Here is an 18,842-nt window from a genome sequence, read left to right as displayed (position 1 = left end):
CGATGCCGCGCATGCGGGCATCACACTGAACGACAGCTTCAGCAGCCGTTGCAACGGCTGCTGAAGCTGTCCCTTTCTCTGCCCCGGCACATCCAACCCGCCTTCCCGGCAGCCGCGTTGGGTGCGGTCGGCGATCGACGACGAGGTGGCCGAGGACTGTCTGCGCCGCGCCCGGTGCCATGGCACACTGCTCGCACATCTTGTCGAGCAGGGGAGCTTCGTGTGACCGGGACCGAGTCGGCCGGACGTCGGATCGACACGAGCAGGCCGCATCCGGCCCGGGTGTACGACTGGTTCCTCGGCGGGAAGGACAACTACCCGGTCGACGAGGAGCTCGGACGGCAGATCACCGCGCGAGGGGACGCCCCCCGGCAGGCGCGTGCCAACCGCCGGTTCATGGAGCGGGCCACGCGGACCGTCGTACGGGAGGCGGGAATCCGCCAGTTCCTCGACATCGGCTCCGGCATCCCCACCGAGCCCAACCTGCACCAGATCGCCCAGTCCGCCGTACCGGACGCCCGGATCGTGTACGTCGACAACGACCCGATCGTCCTCGCGCACGCGGCGGCCCTGCTGCACGGCTCCCCGGAGGGGGCCACCCACTACCTCCAGGCCGACGCCCGCGAGCCGCGGCGCATCCTGCAGGGCGCCTCCGCCGTCCTCGACTTCGAGCAGCCCGTCGCGCTGTCACTGGTCGCGCTGCTGCACTTCATCTCCGACGAGGACGGCGCCCAGGAGCTGGTGGACACGCTGCTCGACGCGCTGGCGCCCGGCAGTTGTCTGGTGCTGTCGGCGATGACGGCGGACTTCGATCCGGAGAAGGTCAACGCGGGCATCGCGGCCTACACGGCGAGCGGGGTGACCCTGGTGGCCCGCTCGCACGGCGAGGTGAGCCGACTCTTCAAGGGGCTCGAGGTGCTGGAGCCGGGGATCGTGTCCCTGTCGCGGTGGCGTCCGGACGAGCGGGAGGACGGCGAGCTCGTGTCGCTGTACGGGGCGGTCGGCGTCAAGCGCTGAGCCTCCCGGAACCGGCCTTCACCCCAGCAGCCAGCCCCCGTCCACGCTCAACTCCACGGCGTTGACCGAGTTGTTGCGCAACAGGAAGTCCACGGCGTCCACCACGTCGGCGACGGTCGCGAGCCGTCCCGTGGGGGTCCTGGCCCGCAGGTCGGCCAGGACCTGCTCGGGTTTGGCCCGCCAGTAGGGGCTGTCCCCCACCACTCCGGGATGGATCGCATTGACCCGTACGGGGGCCAGTTCGACGGCCAGGCTGTGCGTCAGCCCTCTCACCCCGGCGTTGACGGTCGCCACGGTCGTCGCCCCCGGGTAGGGCCGCTCCTTGGCCTGACCGCCGAAGAGCACGATGGCGCTGTCGTCGTGCAGCCGGGACCGCAGGGCGTGCACGACGGCGGTGTAGCCGACGAGCTTGAGCGTGACGAGGTGGACGGCGGCGTCGATGTCGTACGCGCTCACCCGGTTCTCGTCGCGGGAGACACCGGCGATCACCAGGTGGTCGACGGTCCCCACGTCGCTCAGCGCGTCCGCGACCGTCTTGGGCCGGGCGAGGTCCAGAGCGAGTCCGCGGGCACCGATCTCCTTGGCCGCGGTGTCGGTGCGGTGGGCGTCCCGCCCGGTGATCACCACCTCGTCGCCGCGCTCGGCCCGCACTCGGGCGAACTCCCGCCCGATGCCCGCGGTTCCGCCGATCACGACCACGCCGCTCATCGGGACGCCTCCCTCAGGTACTCCCAGTCCCGCGTGAACCGGTAGGAGTGCCGTACCGGCGGCTGCGGAGCCTGTGTCTCCAGCCAACGCAGCGGTCCGTGACCGGCGTTGGAGAAGCCGTGCACACAACCGGCGCCCGCCCAGGCGCAGTCGCCCGGACCGAGCCGGTAGCGGTCGCCGTCGAAGACCGCGTCCGCCTCCCCTTCGAGGAACAGATAGGTCTCCTCGAAGGGGTGGTCGTGCGTGCCCGCGACGCCGTCCGGCGCGTACTGCACCATGAACATCGTCGAGGCCACCGCGCCGAGGTCGCCGTCGACCATCATCTTCACGGTGATCCCGCTGTAGACGAGCAGCGCGGTCCGCATGCTCGCCGACACCGCGAGCAGGTCCTGGGACTGCTTGCCGGGGTCCATCTGGGCGGGTTCGAAGTGACCGAAGGACCGGGTGCGCGGGTCGCGCACGTCGATGCGGACGGGCGGGCGCGACGGCCACGACGGGACCGCCTGGGTGTCGTGGCCGTACCGGGCCCTCGGTACCGGCGCGAGCATGTCCGCCCAGCGGGCGACGGTGTCCCCGGCGCCCCGCCAGACGTGCGGGACGCCGGTCGGGAGGAGGCCGTAGTCGCCCTCCTCCAGCAGGTACGAGCCCTCGGGCACCTCGAGGACCACGGTCCCGTCCAGGACGTGGAAGCTCTCCTCGTACGAGTGCACGTGGGCCGCGAGGCTCCCGTCGGGGCGCAGCTCGCACACCCCGAAACCGGTGTGCGAGCTGCCGTCGCCCTCACCGACCAACTCCCTTCGCCGGTAACCGTGTTCGTCGTACGACGGCTGCGGGAGGTCGGCGGCCCTGCGCACCAGGTGTCGCGTCACGCCCGGGCCTCCTTCGCGGCCAGCAGCCGGTCGCGGGACTCCTCGACCAGGCGCCGGGCACGCGACACGTCGGCGGTCAGCCTGCCGTCGCGCTTGCGGACGACGCCGTCGACGATGACGGTCTCGACGTTGGACACGTCGGCGCTGAGAGCCACCGCGGCGGCCGCGTCATGAACGGGCGCCACATTGAGGGCGGTTGCGTCGATCGCGACGACGTCCGCGCGTTTGCCGGGAGTGAGGGAGCCGGTGCGGTCCTCCAGGCCGGCGACGTGGGCGCCGTTGCGGGTGGCGATCTCCAGCATCTGACGTGCCGTCAGCATCGTTTCGGGGACGGGGACATCGGCCTGCCAGCTGTCCGCGTTGACGCGGGCGCGCTCGCCGCCGAAGGCCGCGCGGATCTGGGTGAACATGTCGCCGGGCACGGTGGTGACCACGTCGATGCTCAGGGAGGGGCGCAGTCCGTGCTCGATCGCCTTCATCACGGGCGGCCAGCCGTGCCCCATCTGCATCTCCACCTGCGGCGCGATGGAGACCGTACCGCCGCTGTCGGCGACCAGCCGCCATTCCTCCTCGCTGAAGTAGCAGCAGTGGATGTAGGTGGTGTCGGGGCCGAGCAGTCCGAGGTCGTGGAGCTGCTTGACCATGCCGAAGCGGCCGGCGAGGCGGCCCATGGCCACGTGCACGGTGATCGGGATGTCCAGCTCGCGGGCGAGGGCCCATTCGGAGGCGACGACGTCGTTGACGCAGAACCCGGGGCCGCGGGTGGCGAGGGCGAGGGTGAGCAGCCCGTCGCCGGAGGAGAAGTACTCGGAGCGGACACGGCGGACGTCGTCGCCCGGGATCGCGATCTTGCTCTCGAACCAGTAGTCGGCGAGGGACGTGTTGGCGCTGCCGTACGCGTACTGCGCGCGGATGCCGGTCTCCGTGAGGGCCCGGATCGCCGCGTCCGGGTGCTCGGGCGTGTTGTTGATGTGGGACCAGTCCACGAGCGTGGTGATGCCGGCGTTGAGGCACTCCAGGGCGCCCGCGAGGTTGGCCGCGTAGACGTCCTCGGGTGTGTAGAGGGGGGCGAAGGTGTCGAGGATGTCGACGAAGTAGTCGTCGAGGGTGGCGTCGGGGGCCACGTTGCGGATCGAGGCCTCCCACGTGTGGCGGTGGGTGTCGACGAAACCGGGGATCACGATACGGCCGCTCATGTCGAGGACTTCCGCGTCCGCGCTGATCTCACGGTCGACGGCCGCGATCCTGCCGTCCTCGATCAGGACGTCACCCTTCGGCAGGTCCCCGACCGCGGGATCCATCGAGAGCACATGCCCGGCACGAAGGAGTATCCGATGGGTCATCGCGCTTCCTCCTCAGGGGTGTTCAGTACGCGGCCAGGCTCCTGACGGCCGCCACGACCTTGTCGACAGTGGGGATGACCTGCTCCTCCAGAACGTCCGCGAAGGGCAGCGGCACGCACTCCCCCGCCACCCGTCGCACCGGCGCGTCCAGCAGCCCGAAGCCCTCGTCGGCGACGACGGAGACGAGGGTCGCGCCCCAGCCGCCCTGGTAGGGGTTCTCCTCGACGACGACCAGCCGGGAGGTCCGGCCGAGCGAGGCGAGCACGGTGGCCGTGTCGAGCGGCACGAGCGAGCGCAGGTCGAGGACCTCGACGTCGATGTCCTCCTCGGCGAGCCGTTCCGCGGCCTTGAGGGCGACCGGCACCATCGAGGCGAGTGCCACCAGCGTCACGTCCGCGCCACCGCGGACGACGGCCGCACGCCCGAGCTCGACCAGGTGCTCCGGCGGCGGTGGCGGGCCCTTGGTGGCCAGCAGCCCCTTGTGCTCGAAGAACACCACCGGGTCGTCGCTGCGGATCGCCGCCGCCATCATCCCGACGACGTCCGCGGGAGTCGAGGGTGCGGCGATCCTCAGCCCGGGCACGGTCAGGGCCCAGTTCTCCGTGGCCTGCGAGTGCTGGGCGCCGAAACCGAGCCCGCCGCCGTTGGCGGTGCGAACGACGAGGGGCACGGTGACCTGACCACCCGTCATGTAACGCACCTTGGGTATCTCGTTGGCGAGGTAGTCCCAACAACAGGCCAAAAAGTCCGAGAACATGATCTCCGCGACCGGCCGCATCCCGGTCATCGCGGCGCCCATCGCCGCGCCCACGATGGCCTGTTCGGAGATCGGCGTGTCCCACACCCGCTCCGGCCCGAACTCCTTGAACAGCCCGGCGGTCGTCTTGAACACCCCGCCCGCCGCACCGATGTCCTCCCCGAGGCACACGACGGACGGATCGCGCCGCATCTCCCGCGCGATGCCCTCGGCGACCGCCTCCCGGTACGTGATCACGTCCGCCATGCCGCGCCCCCGTCCGCCCACACGTCGGTGAAGGCCTCCCGCGGATCGGGCGGCGGAGCGCTCTTCGCCGCCTCGACCGCCTGCCGTACGACTTCCTGGGCGCGCTCGTCGGCCGCGGTGACCGTCTCCTCGGGCACCCCGGCCTCGACGAGCCGTCCGCGCGCGATGTCCAACGGGTCGTGCTTGAGCCAGCGTTCGACCTCCTCGGCCGGACGGTAGGTCGCCGGATCGGTCCGGCTGTGCCCGAAGTGGCGGTAGGTCTCGGCCTCCAGCACGGCGGGCCCGTCTCCTGCCCGGGCCCGCCCCGCCAGCCCTGCCACCGTCTCCTGCACGGAGACGACGTCGTTGCCGTCGACGACCTCGCCGGGGATGCCGTACGCGGAAGCCCGGTCGGCGGCGGGCCGGGCCACCGCCGTCACGTCGGCGATCGGCGTGTACTCCATGTACAGGTTGTTCTCGCAGACGAACAGCACCGGCAGCTTCCACACGGCGGCCAGGTTCAGGGCCTCGTGGAAGGCACCGATGTTGGTGGCGCCGTCCCCGAAGAAGGCGACCGCGACCTGTCCGGTGCCGCGCAGCCTCGCCGACCAGGCAGCGCCGACCGCCATGGGGAGGTGGGCGCCGACGATGGCGTAGGAGCCGAGCATGTTCGTCGCGGCCTTCGTGAGGTGCATGGAGCCGCCCTTGGCCCCGCACAATCCCGTTGCCCTGCTCATGAGTTCGGCGAGGCACTCCTCGGGGGTGGCCCCCCGTGCCATCGCGTGGTGGTGGCCGCGGTAGGTGGCGAAGACGTAGTCGTCGTCGCGCAGGGCGGCGCTCGCCCCCACGGCGATCGCCTCGTGACCGGCGGCGAGGTGGGTGGTGCCCTTGACGAGGCCCTGGAGGAACAGGTCGTGGGCGGCCTTCTCGGTACGGCGGATGAGAGCCATCTGCTCGTACCGTGCGAGGAGTTCAGCGGTGTCCATCGCCGGTCCCCCGGTGTCCGTCCGCGGTCTCCTGGCGTGCTTCCGCGGTCCCCCGCTGTCCTTTCGCGGTCCCGGTGTTCAGGTGGGACTGCGCCTCGCGGGCGGTGTTGAGCTCGCCGCCCACCGTCCAGTACTTGCGGCCCGCGACCAGGAGTTCCTCGGCGGGGAACTTGGTGATGACCTCGCAGCCGTCGGCGGTGACGACCAGTTCTTCCTCGATCCGGGCGGCGGACCAGCCGTCGGCCGCGGGCCAGTAGGTCTCCAGGGCGAACACCATGCCCTCTTCGAGCACCTCGGGGTGGTCGAGGGAGACCAGACGGCTGAAGATGGGCTTCTCCCAGATGGACAGGCCCACACCGTGGCCGTACTGGAGGGCGAAGGCGGCGGTCTCGTCGGCAAAGCCGAACTCCTCGGCGCGCGGCCACACTTGGACGATGTCGGCGGTCGTGGCGCCCGGCCGGACGAGCGAGATCGCCTGGTCCATGTACTCCCGGCAGCGGACGTAGGCGTCCCGTTGCGCACGGGAGGCGCTGCCGACGGCGAACGTGCGGTAGTAGCAGGTCCGATAGCCGAGATGGCTGTGCAGGATGTCGAAGAACGCGGGGTCGCCGGGGCGGATCAGGCGGTCGCTGTAGACGTGCGGGTGCGGTGAACAGCGCTCTCCCGAGATGGCGTTGACGCCTTCGACGTACTCGCTGCCGAGGTCGTAGAGCACCTTGCTGACGAGGCCGACGCACTCGTTCTCGCGGATGCCGGGACGCAGGTGGGCGTAGAGCTCCTCGTAGGCCGCGTCGACCATCGCGCAGGCCTGGGAGAGCAGGGAGATCTCGTCGCCGGTCTTGATGCGGCGGGCCTCCAGGAAGAGCTGCTGCCCGTCGACGACGTCGATGCCCTCGGCACGCAGGGCGGCGAGGACGGGCATCTCGGCCACGTCGACGCCGAGCGGCTCGCCGGCCAGACCGTGCGCACGGAGTTCGGCGGCGATCTTCGCGGCGACGTCCTCGGCGATCCCGGCGTCGGGGTGGAAGGCGCCGCGCAGGGTGGAGATGCCGGCGCGTGCTCCGGTGGGCGGCCCGCCCTTGCCGTCGCTGTAGTCGAGCCACGGGTTGTAGAGCTGGTGGTGGCGGGCCGCGGAGCCGAAGTCCCAGACGACCGGTTCGCCGCCGCGGACCAGCAGGGCGAAGCGGATCAGCTTGTCCATCGCCCAGGTGCCGATGTGCGTGGCGGTCATGTAGCGGATGTTGGCGAAGTCGAAGCTGAGCACGGCGCCCAGTTCGGAACGGTTCAGGGTGTCATGGAGCCGGGCCAGGCGTTGCCTGCGCAGCCGGTCCAGGTCGACGCGCTCTTCCCAGTCGACGGCATTGGGGCCGTAAGTGCGGATCGCCATCGCGACCACCCCCACCAACGAGTCAACGACCGTCCACGGGGAGTGTCAAGTGTCACTGAACACATTGGCTTGCCACGAACCACACACCCACGGCGGGCTCGGCGCCGTCGTTGCGGTAGCGGTGGGGGGTCGTCGACTCGAAGCAGACGGCGTCGCCGGGGTGCAGGACCTGCTCGTCGAAGCCGAGGGTGAGGACGAGTTCACCCTCGGTCAGGTAGCCGTACTCGGTGCCTGCGTGCCGCATCAGGCCGCCCGAGCCGGAGGAGGCGCCGCCGGGCCGATAGGTGACGAGCAGGAAGTCGACGTCCGTGCCGGGGACGTGCCCCAGGCGCTCCCACACCACGCCGGAGTCCAGCTCCAGCACTTCCCGCTCACCTGGCGTGACCAGGGGACCGATACGGCGGCCCGGGTCGGCGGCGAAGGCCGCCAGGGCGTGCACGACGGTGGCTGGACTCGCCGCCGCGACTGCCTCCCGACCCTCGAAGAGGGATTCGACGGAGATGTCGAGAGCGGTGGTGATGGCGTAGAGGGTGCTGACCGATGGCTGGCTCTTCCCGGTCTCTATCTGGGAGACCAGGCTCGCGGAGACGCCGACCTCGCGGGCCAGGGCGCGCAGGCCCAGACCCCGCTCCAGACGCGCCTGCCGGATGCGCGCGCCGACGGACGGCACGGGGGCAGGGGACACGGCGGGCTCCTCTCATGTGCAGCCCCATTGAACAACTCGGGCCCCCACTCGGGAAAGGGCGCCAGGTCCCTGGCGGGATAGCGCGCGGCACGCCTACCGGCGGGGGGCCGCCCCGGGTGTCGCGGGGGGAGTGTCCCGGTGATGCAGGCAGTGCCTCGCCGACGCTCACGGCAGCCCTGCCGGAGTGACGCGGGCGGCCAGGCACCCGGCCCAGACCCCGCCTCACGCAGGAAACACCGCCCGCACCTCCCACCCGTACTCCACCCTCGGCCCCGCGTGCAGTTCGCCGCCCAGGGCCGTCACGCGCTCCTTCAGGCCGACCAGGCCGAAGCCGCCGCCGTGCGCCGCGGGGGGCAGCTGGCTGCCGCCGCGTCCGTCGTCGGACACGGACACCTCGAGCCGGCCCCCTTCGCAGCCCGGCCCGACGGTCACCTGGGTGGCGTCGCCCGCGTGCCGCCGTACGTTGGCCAGGGCTTCCTGCACCACCCGGAAGGCGGCCGCCTGCACCTCGTGCGGAAGGTCGTCGGGCACCGAGGTCCCGCGGTGCAGGGTGGCCTTCTGCAGGGGGCTCGCGAAGCCGTCGATGAGACCGGCGATGCCCGCGAGGTCGCCCACCGGGCGGCGGTCGGCCGCGTCGTCGGTGTCACGCAGCACGCCGACCGTGCGGCGCATCGACGCCAACGCCTCGGTCGCGGCCCGCTCGATGCCGGCGAGGACGGGATCGAGTTCGTCGGCGGCGGTGTCCGCCATCATGCGGGCCGGACCCGGCACCCGCTCCGGTCGTCGCGGCCCGCCCCGCGCCGGTCACCGAGCCCCTGACCGACCGTGAGCTCGACGTGGTCCGCCTGGTCTCCCTCGGCCGCACGAACGCCGAGATCGCCGCCGAGTTGTTCGTCTCGCTCTCGACGGTCAAGACCCACCTCTCCAGCATTCAGCTCAAGCTGGCCGCCCGGAACCGCGTGGAGATCGCGGCCTGGGCGTGGCAGCGCGGCCTCGCCCGACCGGACAGCTGAGTCACCTCTTCTTCTTCGCCCCGCCCAGCAGTTCCTCCAGCCGGTCGAAGCGCTCGTGCAGGGCGTGCAGGGTCTCGGCTCCGACCTGGTGGAGTCCGTTCCGCCGCTTCTGCTCCCGCGCCACGAACCACGTCGCGAGGGCCGCGGTGACCATGCCGTACGTCGTGATCCCGACGACCATGACGACCGCGCCGACGACCCGGCCCCACCAGGTCACCGGGAAGAAGTCGCCGTATCCGACGGTGGTCGCGGTCTCCACCGACCACCACAGGGCCTTCGGGTACGAGGTCAGATTGGCGCCCCGCGCCCCGTCCTCGGCGGCGACGACCGCCCAGGAACCGAGGAGCATGACGACGAGCAGTGCGACCGTGGCGCCGCCCGCCGCCTTCAGATGGAGCGAGCGTCCTTCCCGGCCCAGCAGCAACCCGACCGCCCTGGTGAGGAATCCGGGCAGCATGTGCACTCCTCGCGCCGAGGGGTCCGTACCCGGCAAGTTTCGCCGTCCCAGGAGCTGGAAGCATCTCGGACGGGGCGTTCAGGTCGCCGTTTTCCGGGACAAGCTGATCATCGGACGGCACAATGGCGGCAACGGTCGCAGGCGCGAGAAGGAGCACAGTCGTGAGCGAGAGCCACACCCCGTCGGGCACGTCGGCGAGGCTGAACACAGGTGTGGCGCACAACGCGCGCGTGTGGAACTACTGGATCGGCGGCAAGGACAACTACGAGGTCGACCAGCGGGTCGGCGACCATGTCGCCGGGATGTTCCCGATCATCCGGGAGATCGCCCGCGCGGACCGCTGGTTCCTGGGCCGCTCGGTGCGCTTCCTCGCCGAGGAGCAGGGCATCCGGCAGTTCCTCGACATCGGCACCGGGCTGCCGACGGTGGACAACACCCACGAGATCGCCCAGCGCATCGCGCCGGACGCCCGGATCGTCTACGTCGACAACGACCCGATCGTCCTCGTCCACGCCCGCACCCTGCTGACCAGCACCCACGAGGGCGTCACCGACTACATCGACGCCGACGTCCACGACCCGGCGGCCATCCTCGAACGCGCCGCGCAGACCCTGGACTTCACCAAGCCGGTCGCGGTGATGATGCTCGGCATCCTCAACTTCGTCCTCGACACCGACGAGGCGCGCAGGATCGCGCGCGAGGTCATGGCCGCGATGCCGGCCGGCAGCCACCTCGCCCTGACGCACCCCACCTTCGACGCCGACCTCGGCGGCGAGGGCCAGATCCCCGCCATGAAGTTCTGGAACGAGAACGCCACTCCGCCGATCACGGCCCGCAGCGGCGAGGACATCGCCACGTTCTTCGAGGGGCTGGACCTCCTCGAACCGGGACTGGTCTCCTGCTCGCAGTGGCGTGCCGAGGCGGACTCCCCGGCCGTGGTGCCTCAGTACGGCGCGGTGGCCGTGAAACGCTGACGCGGGATCCGATCCGGCCGAGCCCGTCGTGGAGGACGTATGACCACCCTTGCCGACCCCGTCCCCGGCGGCCGTCCCGGTGACGTGGACCGGGCCACCGCGCTGAGCAAGGAGCTGTCCGCGAAGGGCGTGCACGGCGTGGTCCTGGCCTATGTCGACACCGCGGGCATCTGCCGGGTGAAGACGGTCCCGACGGCGAAGCTGCCCTCCGCCGCGGCCTGGGGCGTGGGCATGTCGCCGGTGTTCGACACGTTCCTGGCGAACGACTCGATCGTCACCACCGACACCCTGGGCTCCCCCGACGGCGATCTGCGCCTCTATCCCGATCTCGACCGGGTCGTGGCCCTGGCCGGGCAGCCCGGCTGGGCGTGGGCGCCGGTCGACCGGATCACGCAGGAGGGCGGGCGGCATCCGGGCTGCTCCCGCACGGTCCTCAGGCGGATCGTCGGCGAGGCCGCCGAGCGGCACGGGATCACCTTCGAGGCGGGCATCGAGATCGAGTGGGCGGTGGGCCGGGGCCCGGTGGCGGACGGCGACTTCGTGCCCGCGGTGTCGGGGCCGGCGTACGGCGCCACCCGGCAGGTGGAACTGAGCGACTACGCGGCCGACCTGCTCGCGGCCTGCGCCGAGCAGGGCATCGAGGTGGAGCAGCTCCATCCCGAGTACGCGGCCGGGCAGTTCGAGATCTCGACGGGTGCCCTGGACCCGGTGGCGGCGGCCGACGTCAGCGTCCTCGTCCGGCAGACGATCCGTGCGGTCGCCCAGCGGCACGGGCTCGTCGTGTCCTTCGCCCCGGCGGTCTTCGCGGAGGGCGTCGGCAACGGCGGCCATCTCCACCTCTCCGCCTGGCGCGGGGGCGTGAACCTGCACTCCAGCGGCAAGGGCCGGTACGGCATGACGCGCGAGGCCGAGTCGTTCGTCGCGGGAGTCCTGGCGCATCTGCACGGGCTCGCGGCCCTGACCGCCCCGAGCCCGGCGAGCTATCTGCGGCTCAAACCGTCCCAGTGGGCCGGGGTGTTCACCGCCTGGGGCCGGGAGACCCGGGAGGCGGCCGTCCGGATCGTCACCGGCACGGCGGGCCTGACCGACCGGGCCGCGAACCTGGAGCTGAAACCGGTCGACCTGGCTGCGAACCCGTATCTCGCGCTGACCGGTCTCATCGCCGCCGGGCTCGACGGGCTGACCTCGGCCCTGCCGCTGCCCGCGGAGATCACCGGCGACCCGGCGCTGCTCGCCCCGGAGAGAGCCGCCGCCATGGGGGTGCGTCGGCTTCCGACCTCCCTCTCCCAGTCGGTCAGGGCGTTCCGCGCCGACGAACAGCTGCGGGCCGCCCTGGGTCCGGTGCTCGCCGACGCCGTGGTCGCCGTGCGCTTCGCGGAGAGCGACTGTGTGGCCGAGCTGGACGACGAGCAGATCGCGGCGGCGTACCGCTGGAAGTACTGAGCATGAGCGGACCCGTCCACGACGCCCTCGCCGCCGCCCGGCTGGTGGACCACCACTGCCACGGGGTCGTCACCGACGCACTCGACCGGGCTGGCTTCGAGTCGTTGCTCACCGAGGGCGAGGCCTGGCCGGGTGTCTCACCCTTCGACAGCCCGGTCGGGGTCGCGGTCCGCCGGCACTGCGCACCCCTGCTGGACCTGCCCCGCCACGCGCCGCCCGACGTCTATCTGGCCCGCCGCGCGGAACTCGGCCCGCGCGAGGTCAACCGCCGCTTCCTGACCGCGGCGGGCACCGACGTGTTCTGCGTGGACACCGGGTACGCGCCCGACCGCATCACCTCGCCCGGGGAGCTGGCCGGCATCGCGGGCGGGCGTGCCTACGAGGTCGTACGGCTGGAGAGCGTGGCGGAGACGGTGGCGGCGCGGGGCGTGGAGCCGGACGCGTACGCGGACGTGTTCCGCGCGGCCGCTCTGGAGGCGGTGGGGCGGCCGGATGTGGTGGCCGTGAAGTCGGTGGCCGCCTACCGCACCGGTTTCGACCTGGATCCGGTCCGCCCCTCGGACCCGGAGGTCACCCGTGCCGCCGCGGACTGGCTGGCCCGCGGCGGACGACTGGCCGATCCGGTGCTCGTACGGCATCTGCTGTGGACCGCCGTGGACCTGGGGCTGCCCCTGCAGCTGCACACCGGGTTCGGCGACAGCGACATCCGGATGCACCGCGTGGACCCGACCCACCTCACGGACTGGCTGCACCTGACCACGGGCACGATCCCGGTCCTGCTGCTGCACTGCTGGCCCTATCAGCGGCAGGCCGCCTATCTGGCCGCGGTGTTCGAGCAGGTGTACCTGGACGTGGGGCTCACCCTGCACCACGTCGGGCCCGCGCGGTCCCGGGCGATCCTGGCGGAGGCCCTGGAGATCACGCCGTTCCGCAAGCTCCTGTACAGCTCCGACGCGTACGGAGTGGCCGAGTTCCATCTGCTCGGCGCGCTGTCGTTCCGGCAGGGACTGGCCGCTCTGCTGCAGGAGCGGGTGGACACCGACGAACTGAGCCTGCCGGACGCGCTGCGCGTCGTGGCCTGGACGAGCGGGGACAACGCCCGCCGCCTCTACGGACTTCCTGCCCCGGCCCCCGTCCCACCAGGCGAGCGCGACTGAGCGCCCGCCGTCCCCGGAAAGTATGATCTAGCAATGTCTGACTTGACCGATACCACGCCCGGCTGGCTGAGCGCCGACGATCTCGAGCAGGCGCGCGCCCGGATGCCCATCCTGTACGTCGAGGCCGTGCCCGTGCGCGTCGACGACAGCGGCGAAGTCACCAGCGTCGGCCTGCTGCTGCGCATCGGACCCGACGGAACGGTCAGCCGGACGCTGGTCTCCGGCCGCGTTCTGCACCACGAGCGGGTCCGGGACGCGCTGCTGCGCCACCTGGAGAAGGACCTGGGACCGGTGGCCCTGCCCCGGATCCCGTCCTCCCTGCAGCCGTTCACGGTGGCGGAGTACTTCCCCACCCAGGGGGTCACTCCGTACCACGACCCGCGTCAGCACGCGGTCTCGCTCGCCTACGTCGTGCCGGTGACCGGCGACTGCCGGCCCCGCCAGGACGCCCTGGACCTGGTGTGGTTCAGCCCGCAGGAGGCTCTGTCCCCGGCGGTGGAGAGCGAGATGCCCGGCGGTCACGGGGTGCTGCTCAAGCAGGCGCTGGCCCATGTGGGCTGCGCGATCTGAGGTCGTCCGTCAGTCGGTGTCCTTGCGCTGAATCGTTCCGGGCGTGCCGCCGTCCCGGGTCCACTCGACGACGAGTTCGTCCTTGGTGCCGAAGCGGACCAGGTGGCTGCCGACGACGCCCTCCAGGAGATCGAGGTGCTCGGACTCCGTCTCCAGCGTCAGCAGCAGTGCGCCCTCGGTGGCGGTGAGGGAGCCCTTGCCTCCGTTCTGGAAGAGCAGGCTGCCCTCACCGCTGTCCTCGTCCCAGCTGGTCGTGGAGCGGCGGCCGAGGTGCGAGGCGAGCTGCTTGGCGTAGCGGTGCGGGCGGTCGGTGGCGACGCGGGCTTCGGAGCGGGGCATGGGAACTCCCAGGAGTGCGGTGGCGCGGTACTGACTCGATGCTGCCGCAACACCGGGCGCCCCACGCCCATTCCACCGCGCTCCTCGCCGACCGCACGGCAGGTGCGCCGGTCAGGAGCGAACCTTGCTCGTCATGGAGAACTCGTCGGCCTCCGCCAGGTCGAAGTCGCCGTGGTCGCTGCCCAGTCCCTGCGCCACCAGTGCCGCCGCTGCGCTGCCGAGGATCGCCGCCTCGCGCGGGGTGCGGCCCAGGCCCATGCCGCGGAGGAATCCCGCGGAGAAGGCGTCGCCGCAGCCGGTGGTGTCGACGACGTCGACCGCGAAGGCGGGGACCGTCTCCGTGCCCTCGGCGGTGACCAGGAGGGCGCCGTCACCGCCGCGGGTGACCGCGACCAGGCCCACCCCGCCGGCCAGGAACCTCTTCGCGCCGGCGACGAGGTCCTCCTCCTCGCTGAAGCCGAGGACCTGGTCGTCGTTGGGAAGCAGGAAGTCGATGTGCGGGAGCAGCGGTTCGATCTGGTCGAAGGTGCCGAGGTAGCCCGGGGCGAGGAGGTCCACCGAGGTCACCACGCCGTGCTCCTTGGCGTGCGCCAGGATGCGTGCGGCGACGTCGGCGCCGATCAGCTCGGGGCCTCCGAGGTGCAGGTGGCTCGCCTCGGCGACCGCGTCCCAGGGCACGTCGTCGAGTCCGTAGGTGATGTTGGCGCCGAGCAGGTGGAGCGTGGGGCGGTCACCGTTGGGGCGGATGGGCAGGACCGTCGCGGAGGTGGAGGTGTCGACGCGGCGGACGAGCAGGCCGGTGTCGATCCCCGCCTTGTCGAGGAGCCGGGTGAGCAGGTCGCCGGTCGCGTCGGTGCCGATCGCGCCGGCGGTGCGCACCGAGGCACCCAGCTTGGCGAGGGTCAGGGCGGTGCCGGCGGCCGTGCCGGCCGCGGTCATGCGGATGTCCTCGACCAGCGTCGCGCCCTGGCCCTCGGGTATCTCCTCGACCGGCCGGACCAGCACGTCCAGCACGTGCACACCCATGGTGACGACGTTCTGAGCCTTCATCGGGTTCCCTCCTGTGCGGTTTGCGTGGTGCCGTAGTTGCGGGCGAGGGCGGCCTCGATCACCGCGATCTGCTGCTGTTCGTCGAGGGCACGCGGCTTCCCGAGGACGGCCGCTCGCTGGTACACACCGCAGGCCCACTCCAGCAGGAGCGCGTGCTCGACCGCCTTGTCGAGGGTCGGGGCGTGGGTGACCGCGCCATGGTTGGCCATCAGGGCGGCGCCCCGCCCCTCCAGTGCGGTGAGGACCGACTCGGCGAGTTGCGGGGTGCCGAAGGTGGCGTACGGAGCGACTCGGACGGTGCCGCCGAGGGCGAGCAACTGGTAGTGGATACAGGGCAGTTCGTCGAGGACGAGGGAGAGGGCGGTGGCCATCGGGGCGTGGGTGTGCACGACGGCGGTGGTGCCGTAGCGGCGGTAGACACCGAGGTGGAGGTCGAGTTCGGAGGTGGGCAGCAGGCCGCCGGCCACGATCTCCCCGTCGAGGTCGACGACGGTCACCTGGTCCGGGGTGAGTTCGGCGAGGACCGCGCCGGTCGCGGTGATCGCCACCCGGTCCTCGACGCGCACGCTGACGTTGCCCGCCGTACCGATGAGCAGACCCTCCGCCCCCAGACGGCGGCAGGCGTCGGCCACGGCGGCCCGTTCCTCGCTCAGCACCGGGCTTGAGTCGGTCATGCGCGCGACGCTAACCTAAACCTGAAACAAAGTCACGTTCAGGTTCGGAGGTCGTCAGTGAGGTCGTCACGTGGGTGAGCCGAGGTCGTCCCGTGACTGAACCCGCTCCGGGCGCCGACCCGGCCGCATGGATCGCCTCCCTGCGCCGCACACCCCAACAGGCGCGCAGCCGGGCCCGGTTGGCGAGGGTGCTCGAGGCCGCGGAGCGCATTCTGGTCGAGGAGGGCGTCGAGTCGCTCACCACGACCCGGATCGCGTCCGAGGCACGGGTGTCGGTCGGCTCGCTCTACCAGTACCTGCCCGATCGCGGGGCGATCATCGAAGCGCTCGCGGCCGGCTACTTCGCGAAGCTGGAAGCGGCGATGGACGCGTTCGTCGAGGCCGCGTCCGCCGAGCGCTGGGAGGACCCCGTCGGCGTCCTCATCGACGCGTTCGCCGAGATCTACCGCAGCGAACACGGCTTCCGTGCCCTGTGGTTCGGCAGCGGACTGACCGAGCGGACCCGGGCGGCGGACCGCGAGCACAAGCGCCGGATGGCCGACGGGATCCGTCGCGTCCTGCTCGCCCTGGACCTCGCCGAGGACGACGAGACCCTCGCCCGCGTCTGCCACGCCGCGATCCTCGCCGCCGACGCCCTGGCCCAGGAGGCCTTCCGCCGGGACACGAAGGGGGACACCGCGCTGCTGGAGGAGGCGAAGATCCTGCTGCGGGGTTATCTGACGGACATCGCGGCGCGGTACAACGGATCCTGACGTCATCGGTGCGACGGGCCCTGACGTCTTCGGCGCTACGGGAGTCTCATGCAGCTCACCTTCACCGGCCGGGTGATCGAATGGCGCGGCCCTGCGCCGTACTACTTCGTGCCGGTCCCCGACCAGGAGTCCGCCGACATCGGCGAGGTGGCCCGGATGGCCACGTACGGCTGGGGCGTGATCCCGGTCGAGGCACGCATCGGCGAGATCGTCTTCACCACCTCGCTGTTCCCCAAGGACGGCGGCTATCTGCTGCCGCTCAAGAACGCGGTGCGAAGGCCGGAGGGGCTGGGTGCGGGCGACGACGTACGGGTGGAGATGACGGTCCGCCTCCAGGTGCAGTGACCGCCGCTCCGGCAGCAGTTCGTCGTCCACGTATCGTGCAGCGGTGACCGACACCGAGCCCCTGCGGCTGCCCGACATGCCGTTGCACGATCCCTTCGTCGTCGCCGACGAGGCGACACGGACCTACTTCCTGTACACGTCCAACGAGCCGTCCGTGTCGGGTGTGGAGGGCGTCGGGACGATGGTCTACCGCAGCCGGGACCTGCGGGACTGGGCCCGGCCGGTGGTGGTGTTCCGGACGGACGAGCAGGAGGGGATCTGGGCGCGGGACGGCGGGTGGGCGCCGGAGGTGCACGCGTGGGGCGGCCGGTACTACCTGTTCACCACCCTGCACGACGAGAACCGGAAGCTGCCCGTGCCGCCCGCCGGGCGGTGGGGCACGCCCTTCCCGTTGCCCAACCACGCGCGCGGCACGATCACCGCCGTCTCCGACTCCCTGCTGGGCCCCTTCACCGCCGTCGACCCGACCGGCCCCACCCCACCGGCGCACCTCATGACCCTCGACGGCACGCTCCACGTCGATCCGGACGGGCAGCCCTGGATGGTGTACGCGCACGAGTGGCTGCAGACCGTCGACGGGACGATGGAGGCCGTCCGGCTCGCTCCTGACCTGACCGGGACGGTCGGCGAGCCCGCCTTCCTGTTCAAGGGCTCGGACGCGTTCTGGCTCGGCGAGCAGATCCCCGCGGGCGTACCGCACCAGCTCGCGCCCTACGTCACCGACGGCCCCCAGCTCCACCGCGCCCCCGACGGCGCCCTGATCATGCTGTGGTCGACGTACGAGAAGGACACGGCCGGTCCGGACGGCACCGTCAGCGGCGGTTACGTGCAGACCTACGCCGTCTCCAGGTCCGGTGAGCTGACCGGCCCCTGGGAGCAGCGCCGGCCGCTGGTCCGGGACGACAGCGGGCACGGGATGCTGTTCCGGGCCTTCGACGGCCGGCTGATGATGGTGCTGCACCGCCCCTTCGAGAACGCGCGCGGGAAACTGTACGAGATGCGGATCGAGGGCGACGAACTGCTGGTGGTGCGGCAATGCACCGAGCTCGACGGTGACGGGGTCAGCGCCTGAGGTCCGGGTTCTGCGCGGCGGTGATCACCCGGTCCCGTTCGGCGTCGCTCAACAGCCCTGCGGCGACCCAGGTGCCGGCGAGGGCGCGCACCGCCTGCACGAAGACTCCCGAGGACGCGAAGGGCGCCTGTGCCCGGAGCACGTCGAGGAAGGTGAGGCCGTCGCCGCGGGCGCGGTCGGGGACGCCCGAGCCGGTCGCGCCGAAGACGGTCCGCGTAGGCGTCGGTGACGACGTACGCCGTGTCCCCGCAGGGCTCCGCGGCGCACCCCGGGAACGCGGGGGTGGCAAGGCCTCGGCGCCGGGGCTGCGACGGCGCAGGTCCGTGGCGCGGCGCGCGGCCGTGTCTCAGATCGCCTCGCGAATGGCCCGCTCGAAGTGCTCGACATGGCTGCGGGCCAGCCGTGCCGCCGTCTCGGCCTCGCCGGCGACGATCGCCGCGATCAGCGGCCCGTGCTCCTCGACATGGCCGGCCATGTCGGCCAGCCGGTCCACGAACAGGCACCAGATGCGGGTGGCCAGGTTGTCGTGGCGGACGAGGGTGTCCTCCAGGTACGGGTTGTGCGTGGCGGTGTAGATGGCACGGTGGACCCGCAGGTCCAGGCGCATCAGGTCGGCGGCGTCCCGCCCGGAGGTCCCCACGCTCTCCAGTTCCGCCAGCAGGTCGGTGAGGCCGGCCCGGTCGACGCCCGTGGCGCGCCGCGCGGCCTGCGCCGCCGCCAGGGGTTCCAGTTCCTGGCGCACCTCGGAGATATGGGCCAGGTCGGTGATGTTGACCTCGGTGGCGAAGGTGCCGCGCCGGGGGTAGGTCGTGATCAGGCGCTCGTACTGGAGCCGCTTGAGCGCCTCGCGCACCGGTGTGCGGCCGACGCCGAGGGACTGGCCCAGCTGCTCCTCGTTGATCGGCGCGCCGGGGCGGATCTCCAGCATGACGAGCCGGTCCCGGATGGCGCGGTACGCACGCTCGGCGAGCGACAGCTCCTCGACCTCGGTCGCGACCTGCTGCATGGATGCCCCCTTG

General features: G+C 71.7%; 21 protein-coding genes and 2 pseudogenes. 9 read left to right on the top strand and 14 right to left on the bottom strand.

The features are described 5' to 3' along the window. The first annotated feature begins 222 nt into the window (after positions 1-222). On the top strand, positions 223-1,017 hold the full coding sequence (locus IOD14_RS15015) for an SAM-dependent methyltransferase (RefSeq protein WP_123993960.1): 795 nt from the start codon (positions 223-225) through the stop codon (positions 1,015-1,017). An 18-nt stretch (positions 1,018-1,035) separates the two neighbouring features. Here the strand turns inward: IOD14_RS15015 and IOD14_RS15010 are convergent, their stop codons facing one another. The 8 genes and pseudogenes from IOD14_RS15010 to IOD14_RS14975 all read right to left on the bottom strand — a co-directional run. Then, positions 1,036-1,725, bottom strand: a complete 690-nt coding sequence (locus IOD14_RS15010; protein ID WP_123993961.1) for an SDR family oxidoreductase — start codon at positions 1,723-1,725, stop codon at positions 1,036-1,038. Further along, entirely contained in the window at positions 1,722-2,594 is an 873-nt protein-coding gene (locus IOD14_RS15005) for a cupin domain-containing protein (protein WP_212670465.1), read from the bottom strand. Before IOD14_RS15005 ends, IOD14_RS15010 begins: the two co-directional genes overlap by 4 nt. After that, positions 2,591-3,937 carry an amidohydrolase family protein gene (locus IOD14_RS15000; protein ID WP_123993963.1) on the bottom strand — a complete coding sequence of 449 codons (1,347 nt, stop codon included), beginning with the start codon at positions 3,935-3,937 and terminating at the stop codon, positions 2,591-2,593. The genes IOD14_RS15005 and IOD14_RS15000 overlap by 4 nt, the downstream gene beginning before the upstream one ends. A gap of 22 nt (positions 3,938-3,959) precedes the next feature. Beyond that, positions 3,960-4,940, bottom strand: coding sequence for an alpha-ketoacid dehydrogenase subunit beta (locus IOD14_RS14995; RefSeq protein WP_123993964.1), 981 nt, complete (start codon positions 4,938-4,940; stop codon positions 3,960-3,962). Continuing rightward, positions 4,928-5,905, bottom strand: a complete 978-nt coding sequence (locus IOD14_RS14990; protein ID WP_212670464.1) for a thiamine pyrophosphate-dependent dehydrogenase E1 component subunit alpha — start codon at positions 5,903-5,905, stop codon at positions 4,928-4,930. The genes IOD14_RS14995 and IOD14_RS14990 overlap by 13 nt, the downstream gene beginning before the upstream one ends. After that, entirely contained in the window at positions 5,892-7,292 is a 1,401-nt protein-coding gene (locus tag IOD14_RS14985) for a M24 family metallopeptidase (protein ID WP_249125915.1), read from the bottom strand. The genes IOD14_RS14990 and IOD14_RS14985 overlap by 14 nt, the downstream gene beginning before the upstream one ends. 52 nt (positions 7,293-7,344) lie before the next feature. Further along, positions 7,345-7,977: a cupin domain-containing protein gene (locus tag IOD14_RS14980; protein WP_123993967.1), complete on the bottom strand. Its 633-nt coding sequence runs from the start codon at positions 7,975-7,977 to the stop codon at positions 7,345-7,347. 222 nt (positions 7,978-8,199) lie between these two features. Then, positions 8,200-8,736 (bottom strand): annotated as a pseudogene (locus tag IOD14_RS14975) (ATP-binding protein); the annotation flags it as partial. Positions 8,737-8,786: 50 nt separating this feature from the next. Between IOD14_RS14975 and IOD14_RS14970 the strand changes: the two are divergent. Further along, positions 8,787-8,990: pseudogene (locus IOD14_RS14970) on the top strand (LuxR C-terminal-related transcriptional regulator); the annotation flags it as partial. Between the two features lies 1 nt (position 8,991). Here IOD14_RS14970 and IOD14_RS14965 read toward each other — a convergent pair. Further along, complete coding sequence (locus IOD14_RS14965) at positions 8,992-9,447, bottom strand: potassium channel family protein (RefSeq protein WP_123993968.1); 456 nt, start codon at positions 9,445-9,447, stop codon at positions 8,992-8,994. Positions 9,448-9,608: 161 nt separating this feature from the next. On the opposite strand from IOD14_RS14965, the gene IOD14_RS14960 reads away from it, so the two are divergent. From IOD14_RS14960 to IOD14_RS14945, 4 genes are read left to right on the top strand one after another with little or no spacing between them, the layout of a single operon-like run. Next, entirely contained in the window at positions 9,609-10,421 is an 813-nt protein-coding gene (locus IOD14_RS14960) for an SAM-dependent methyltransferase (RefSeq protein ID WP_123993969.1), read from the top strand. 39 nt (positions 10,422-10,460) lie between these two features. Next, positions 10,461-11,864 carry a glutamine synthetase family protein gene (locus IOD14_RS14955; protein ID WP_123993970.1) on the top strand — a complete coding sequence of 468 codons (1,404 nt, stop codon included), beginning with the start codon at positions 10,461-10,463 and terminating at the stop codon, positions 11,862-11,864. A gap of 2 nt (positions 11,865-11,866) precedes the next feature. Then, on the top strand, positions 11,867-13,021 hold the full coding sequence (locus IOD14_RS14950) for an amidohydrolase family protein (RefSeq protein ID WP_212670463.1): 1,155 nt from the start codon (positions 11,867-11,869) through the stop codon (positions 13,019-13,021). A 33-nt stretch (positions 13,022-13,054) separates the two neighbouring features. After that, a complete protein-coding gene (locus IOD14_RS14945; RefSeq protein ID WP_212670462.1) occupies positions 13,055-13,591 on the top strand; it encodes an NUDIX hydrolase family protein in 537 nt (178 codons plus the stop codon). Between the two features lie 9 nt (positions 13,592-13,600). On the opposite strand, the gene IOD14_RS14940 is transcribed toward IOD14_RS14945, so the two are convergent. The 3 genes from IOD14_RS14940 to IOD14_RS14930 all read right to left on the bottom strand — a co-directional run bounded on the left by IOD14_RS14940 (position 13,601) and on the right by IOD14_RS14930 (position 15,654). Then, positions 13,601-13,930, bottom strand: coding sequence for a DUF2218 domain-containing protein (locus tag IOD14_RS14940; RefSeq protein WP_123993973.1), 330 nt, complete (start codon positions 13,928-13,930; stop codon positions 13,601-13,603). 111 nt (positions 13,931-14,041) lie between these two features. After that, complete coding sequence (locus IOD14_RS14935) at positions 14,042-14,980, bottom strand: carbohydrate kinase family protein (protein WP_123993974.1); 939 nt, start codon at positions 14,978-14,980, stop codon at positions 14,042-14,044. Then, positions 14,977-15,654 carry a class II aldolase/adducin family protein gene (locus tag IOD14_RS14930; RefSeq protein WP_123993975.1) on the bottom strand — a complete coding sequence of 226 codons (678 nt, stop codon included), beginning with the start codon at positions 15,652-15,654 and terminating at the stop codon, positions 14,977-14,979. The genes IOD14_RS14935 and IOD14_RS14930 overlap by 4 nt, the downstream gene beginning before the upstream one ends. A gap of 92 nt (positions 15,655-15,746) precedes the next feature. On the opposite strand from IOD14_RS14930, the gene IOD14_RS14925 reads away from it, so the two are divergent. The 3 genes from IOD14_RS14925 (at position 15,747) to IOD14_RS14915 (ending at position 17,823) form a co-directional block, all read left to right on the top strand. Continuing rightward, the gene (locus IOD14_RS14925; protein ID WP_123993976.1) at positions 15,747-16,406 is read left to right on the top strand and encodes a TetR/AcrR family transcriptional regulator; all 660 of its coding nucleotides are present in this window, start codon (positions 15,747-15,749) and stop codon (positions 16,404-16,406) included. A gap of 48 nt (positions 16,407-16,454) precedes the next feature. After that, on the top strand, positions 16,455-16,751 hold the full coding sequence (locus tag IOD14_RS14920; protein ID WP_123993977.1) for a DUF1905 domain-containing protein: 297 nt from the start codon (positions 16,455-16,457) through the stop codon (positions 16,749-16,751). A gap of 76 nt (positions 16,752-16,827) precedes the next feature. After that, positions 16,828-17,823 carry a glycoside hydrolase family 43 protein gene (locus IOD14_RS14915; RefSeq protein ID WP_212673273.1) on the top strand — a complete coding sequence of 332 codons (996 nt, stop codon included), beginning with the start codon at positions 16,828-16,830 and terminating at the stop codon, positions 17,821-17,823. Here IOD14_RS14915 and IOD14_RS14910 read toward each other — a convergent pair. Next, a complete protein-coding gene (locus IOD14_RS14910; protein WP_212670461.1) occupies positions 17,813-17,965 on the bottom strand; it encodes a hypothetical protein in 153 nt (50 codons plus the stop codon). The two genes, IOD14_RS14915 and IOD14_RS14910, sit on opposite strands and share 11 nt — an antisense overlap. A gap of 204 nt (positions 17,966-18,169) precedes the next feature. Beyond that, complete coding sequence (locus IOD14_RS14905) at positions 18,170-18,829, bottom strand: GntR family transcriptional regulator (RefSeq protein ID WP_123993978.1); 660 nt, start codon at positions 18,827-18,829, stop codon at positions 18,170-18,172. Between the last annotated feature and the right edge of the window lie 13 nt (positions 18,830-18,842).

It is taken from the genome of Streptomyces sp. A2-16 (genome assembly GCF_018128905.1).
Lineage (GTDB): Bacteria > Actinomycetota > Actinomycetes > Streptomycetales > Streptomycetaceae > Streptomyces.
The sequence above is the reverse complement of the archived record's forward strand: the minus strand, read 5'-3'. Positions and strand labels throughout refer to the sequence as shown.

What these genes read in the sequence shown, in the direction of transcription:
- IOD14_RS15010 (WP_123993961.1), bottom strand. Translation starts at nt 1,725, where the DNA reads ATGAGCGGCGTGGTCGTGATCGGCGGAACCGCGGGCATCGGGCGGGAG.
- IOD14_RS15000 (WP_123993963.1), bottom strand. Translation starts at nt 3,937, where the DNA reads ATGACCCATCGGATACTCCTTCGTGCCGGGCATGTGCTCTCGATGGAT.
- IOD14_RS14995 (WP_123993964.1), bottom strand. Translation starts at nt 4,940, where the DNA reads ATGGCGGACGTGATCACGTACCGGGAGGCGGTCGCCGAGGGCATCGCG.
- IOD14_RS14990 (WP_212670464.1), bottom strand. Translation starts at nt 5,905, where the DNA reads ATGGACACCGCTGAACTCCTCGCACGGTACGAGCAGATGGCTCTCATC.
- IOD14_RS14985 (WP_249125915.1), bottom strand. Translation starts at nt 7,292, where the DNA reads ATGGCGATCCGCACTTACGGCCCCAATGCCGTCGACTGGGAAGAGCGC.
- IOD14_RS14965 (WP_123993968.1), bottom strand. Translation starts at nt 9,447, where the DNA reads ATGCTGCCCGGATTCCTCACCAGGGCGGTCGGGTTGCTGCTGGGCCGG.
- IOD14_RS14955 (WP_123993970.1), top strand. Translation starts at nt 10,461, where the DNA reads ATGACCACCCTTGCCGACCCCGTCCCCGGCGGCCGTCCCGGTGACGTG.
- IOD14_RS14950 (WP_212670463.1), top strand. Translation starts at nt 11,867, where the DNA reads ATGAGCGGACCCGTCCACGACGCCCTCGCCGCCGCCCGGCTGGTGGAC.
- IOD14_RS14945 (WP_212670462.1), top strand. Translation starts at nt 13,055, where the DNA reads ATGTCTGACTTGACCGATACCACGCCCGGCTGGCTGAGCGCCGACGAT.
- IOD14_RS14940 (WP_123993973.1), bottom strand. Translation starts at nt 13,930, where the DNA reads ATGCCCCGCTCCGAAGCCCGCGTCGCCACCGACCGCCCGCACCGCTAC.
- IOD14_RS14935 (WP_123993974.1), bottom strand. Translation starts at nt 14,980, where the DNA reads ATGAAGGCTCAGAACGTCGTCACCATGGGTGTGCACGTGCTGGACGTG.
- IOD14_RS14930 (WP_123993975.1), bottom strand. Translation starts at nt 15,654, where the DNA reads ATGACCGACTCAAGCCCGGTGCTGAGCGAGGAACGGGCCGCCGTGGCC.
- IOD14_RS14920 (WP_123993977.1), top strand. Translation starts at nt 16,455, where the DNA reads ATGCAGCTCACCTTCACCGGCCGGGTGATCGAATGGCGCGGCCCTGCG.
- IOD14_RS14915 (WP_212673273.1), top strand. Translation starts at nt 16,828, where the DNA reads ATGCCGTTGCACGATCCCTTCGTCGTCGCCGACGAGGCGACACGGACC.
- IOD14_RS14905 (WP_123993978.1), bottom strand. Translation starts at nt 18,829, where the DNA reads ATGCAGCAGGTCGCGACCGAGGTCGAGGAGCTGTCGCTCGCCGAGCGT.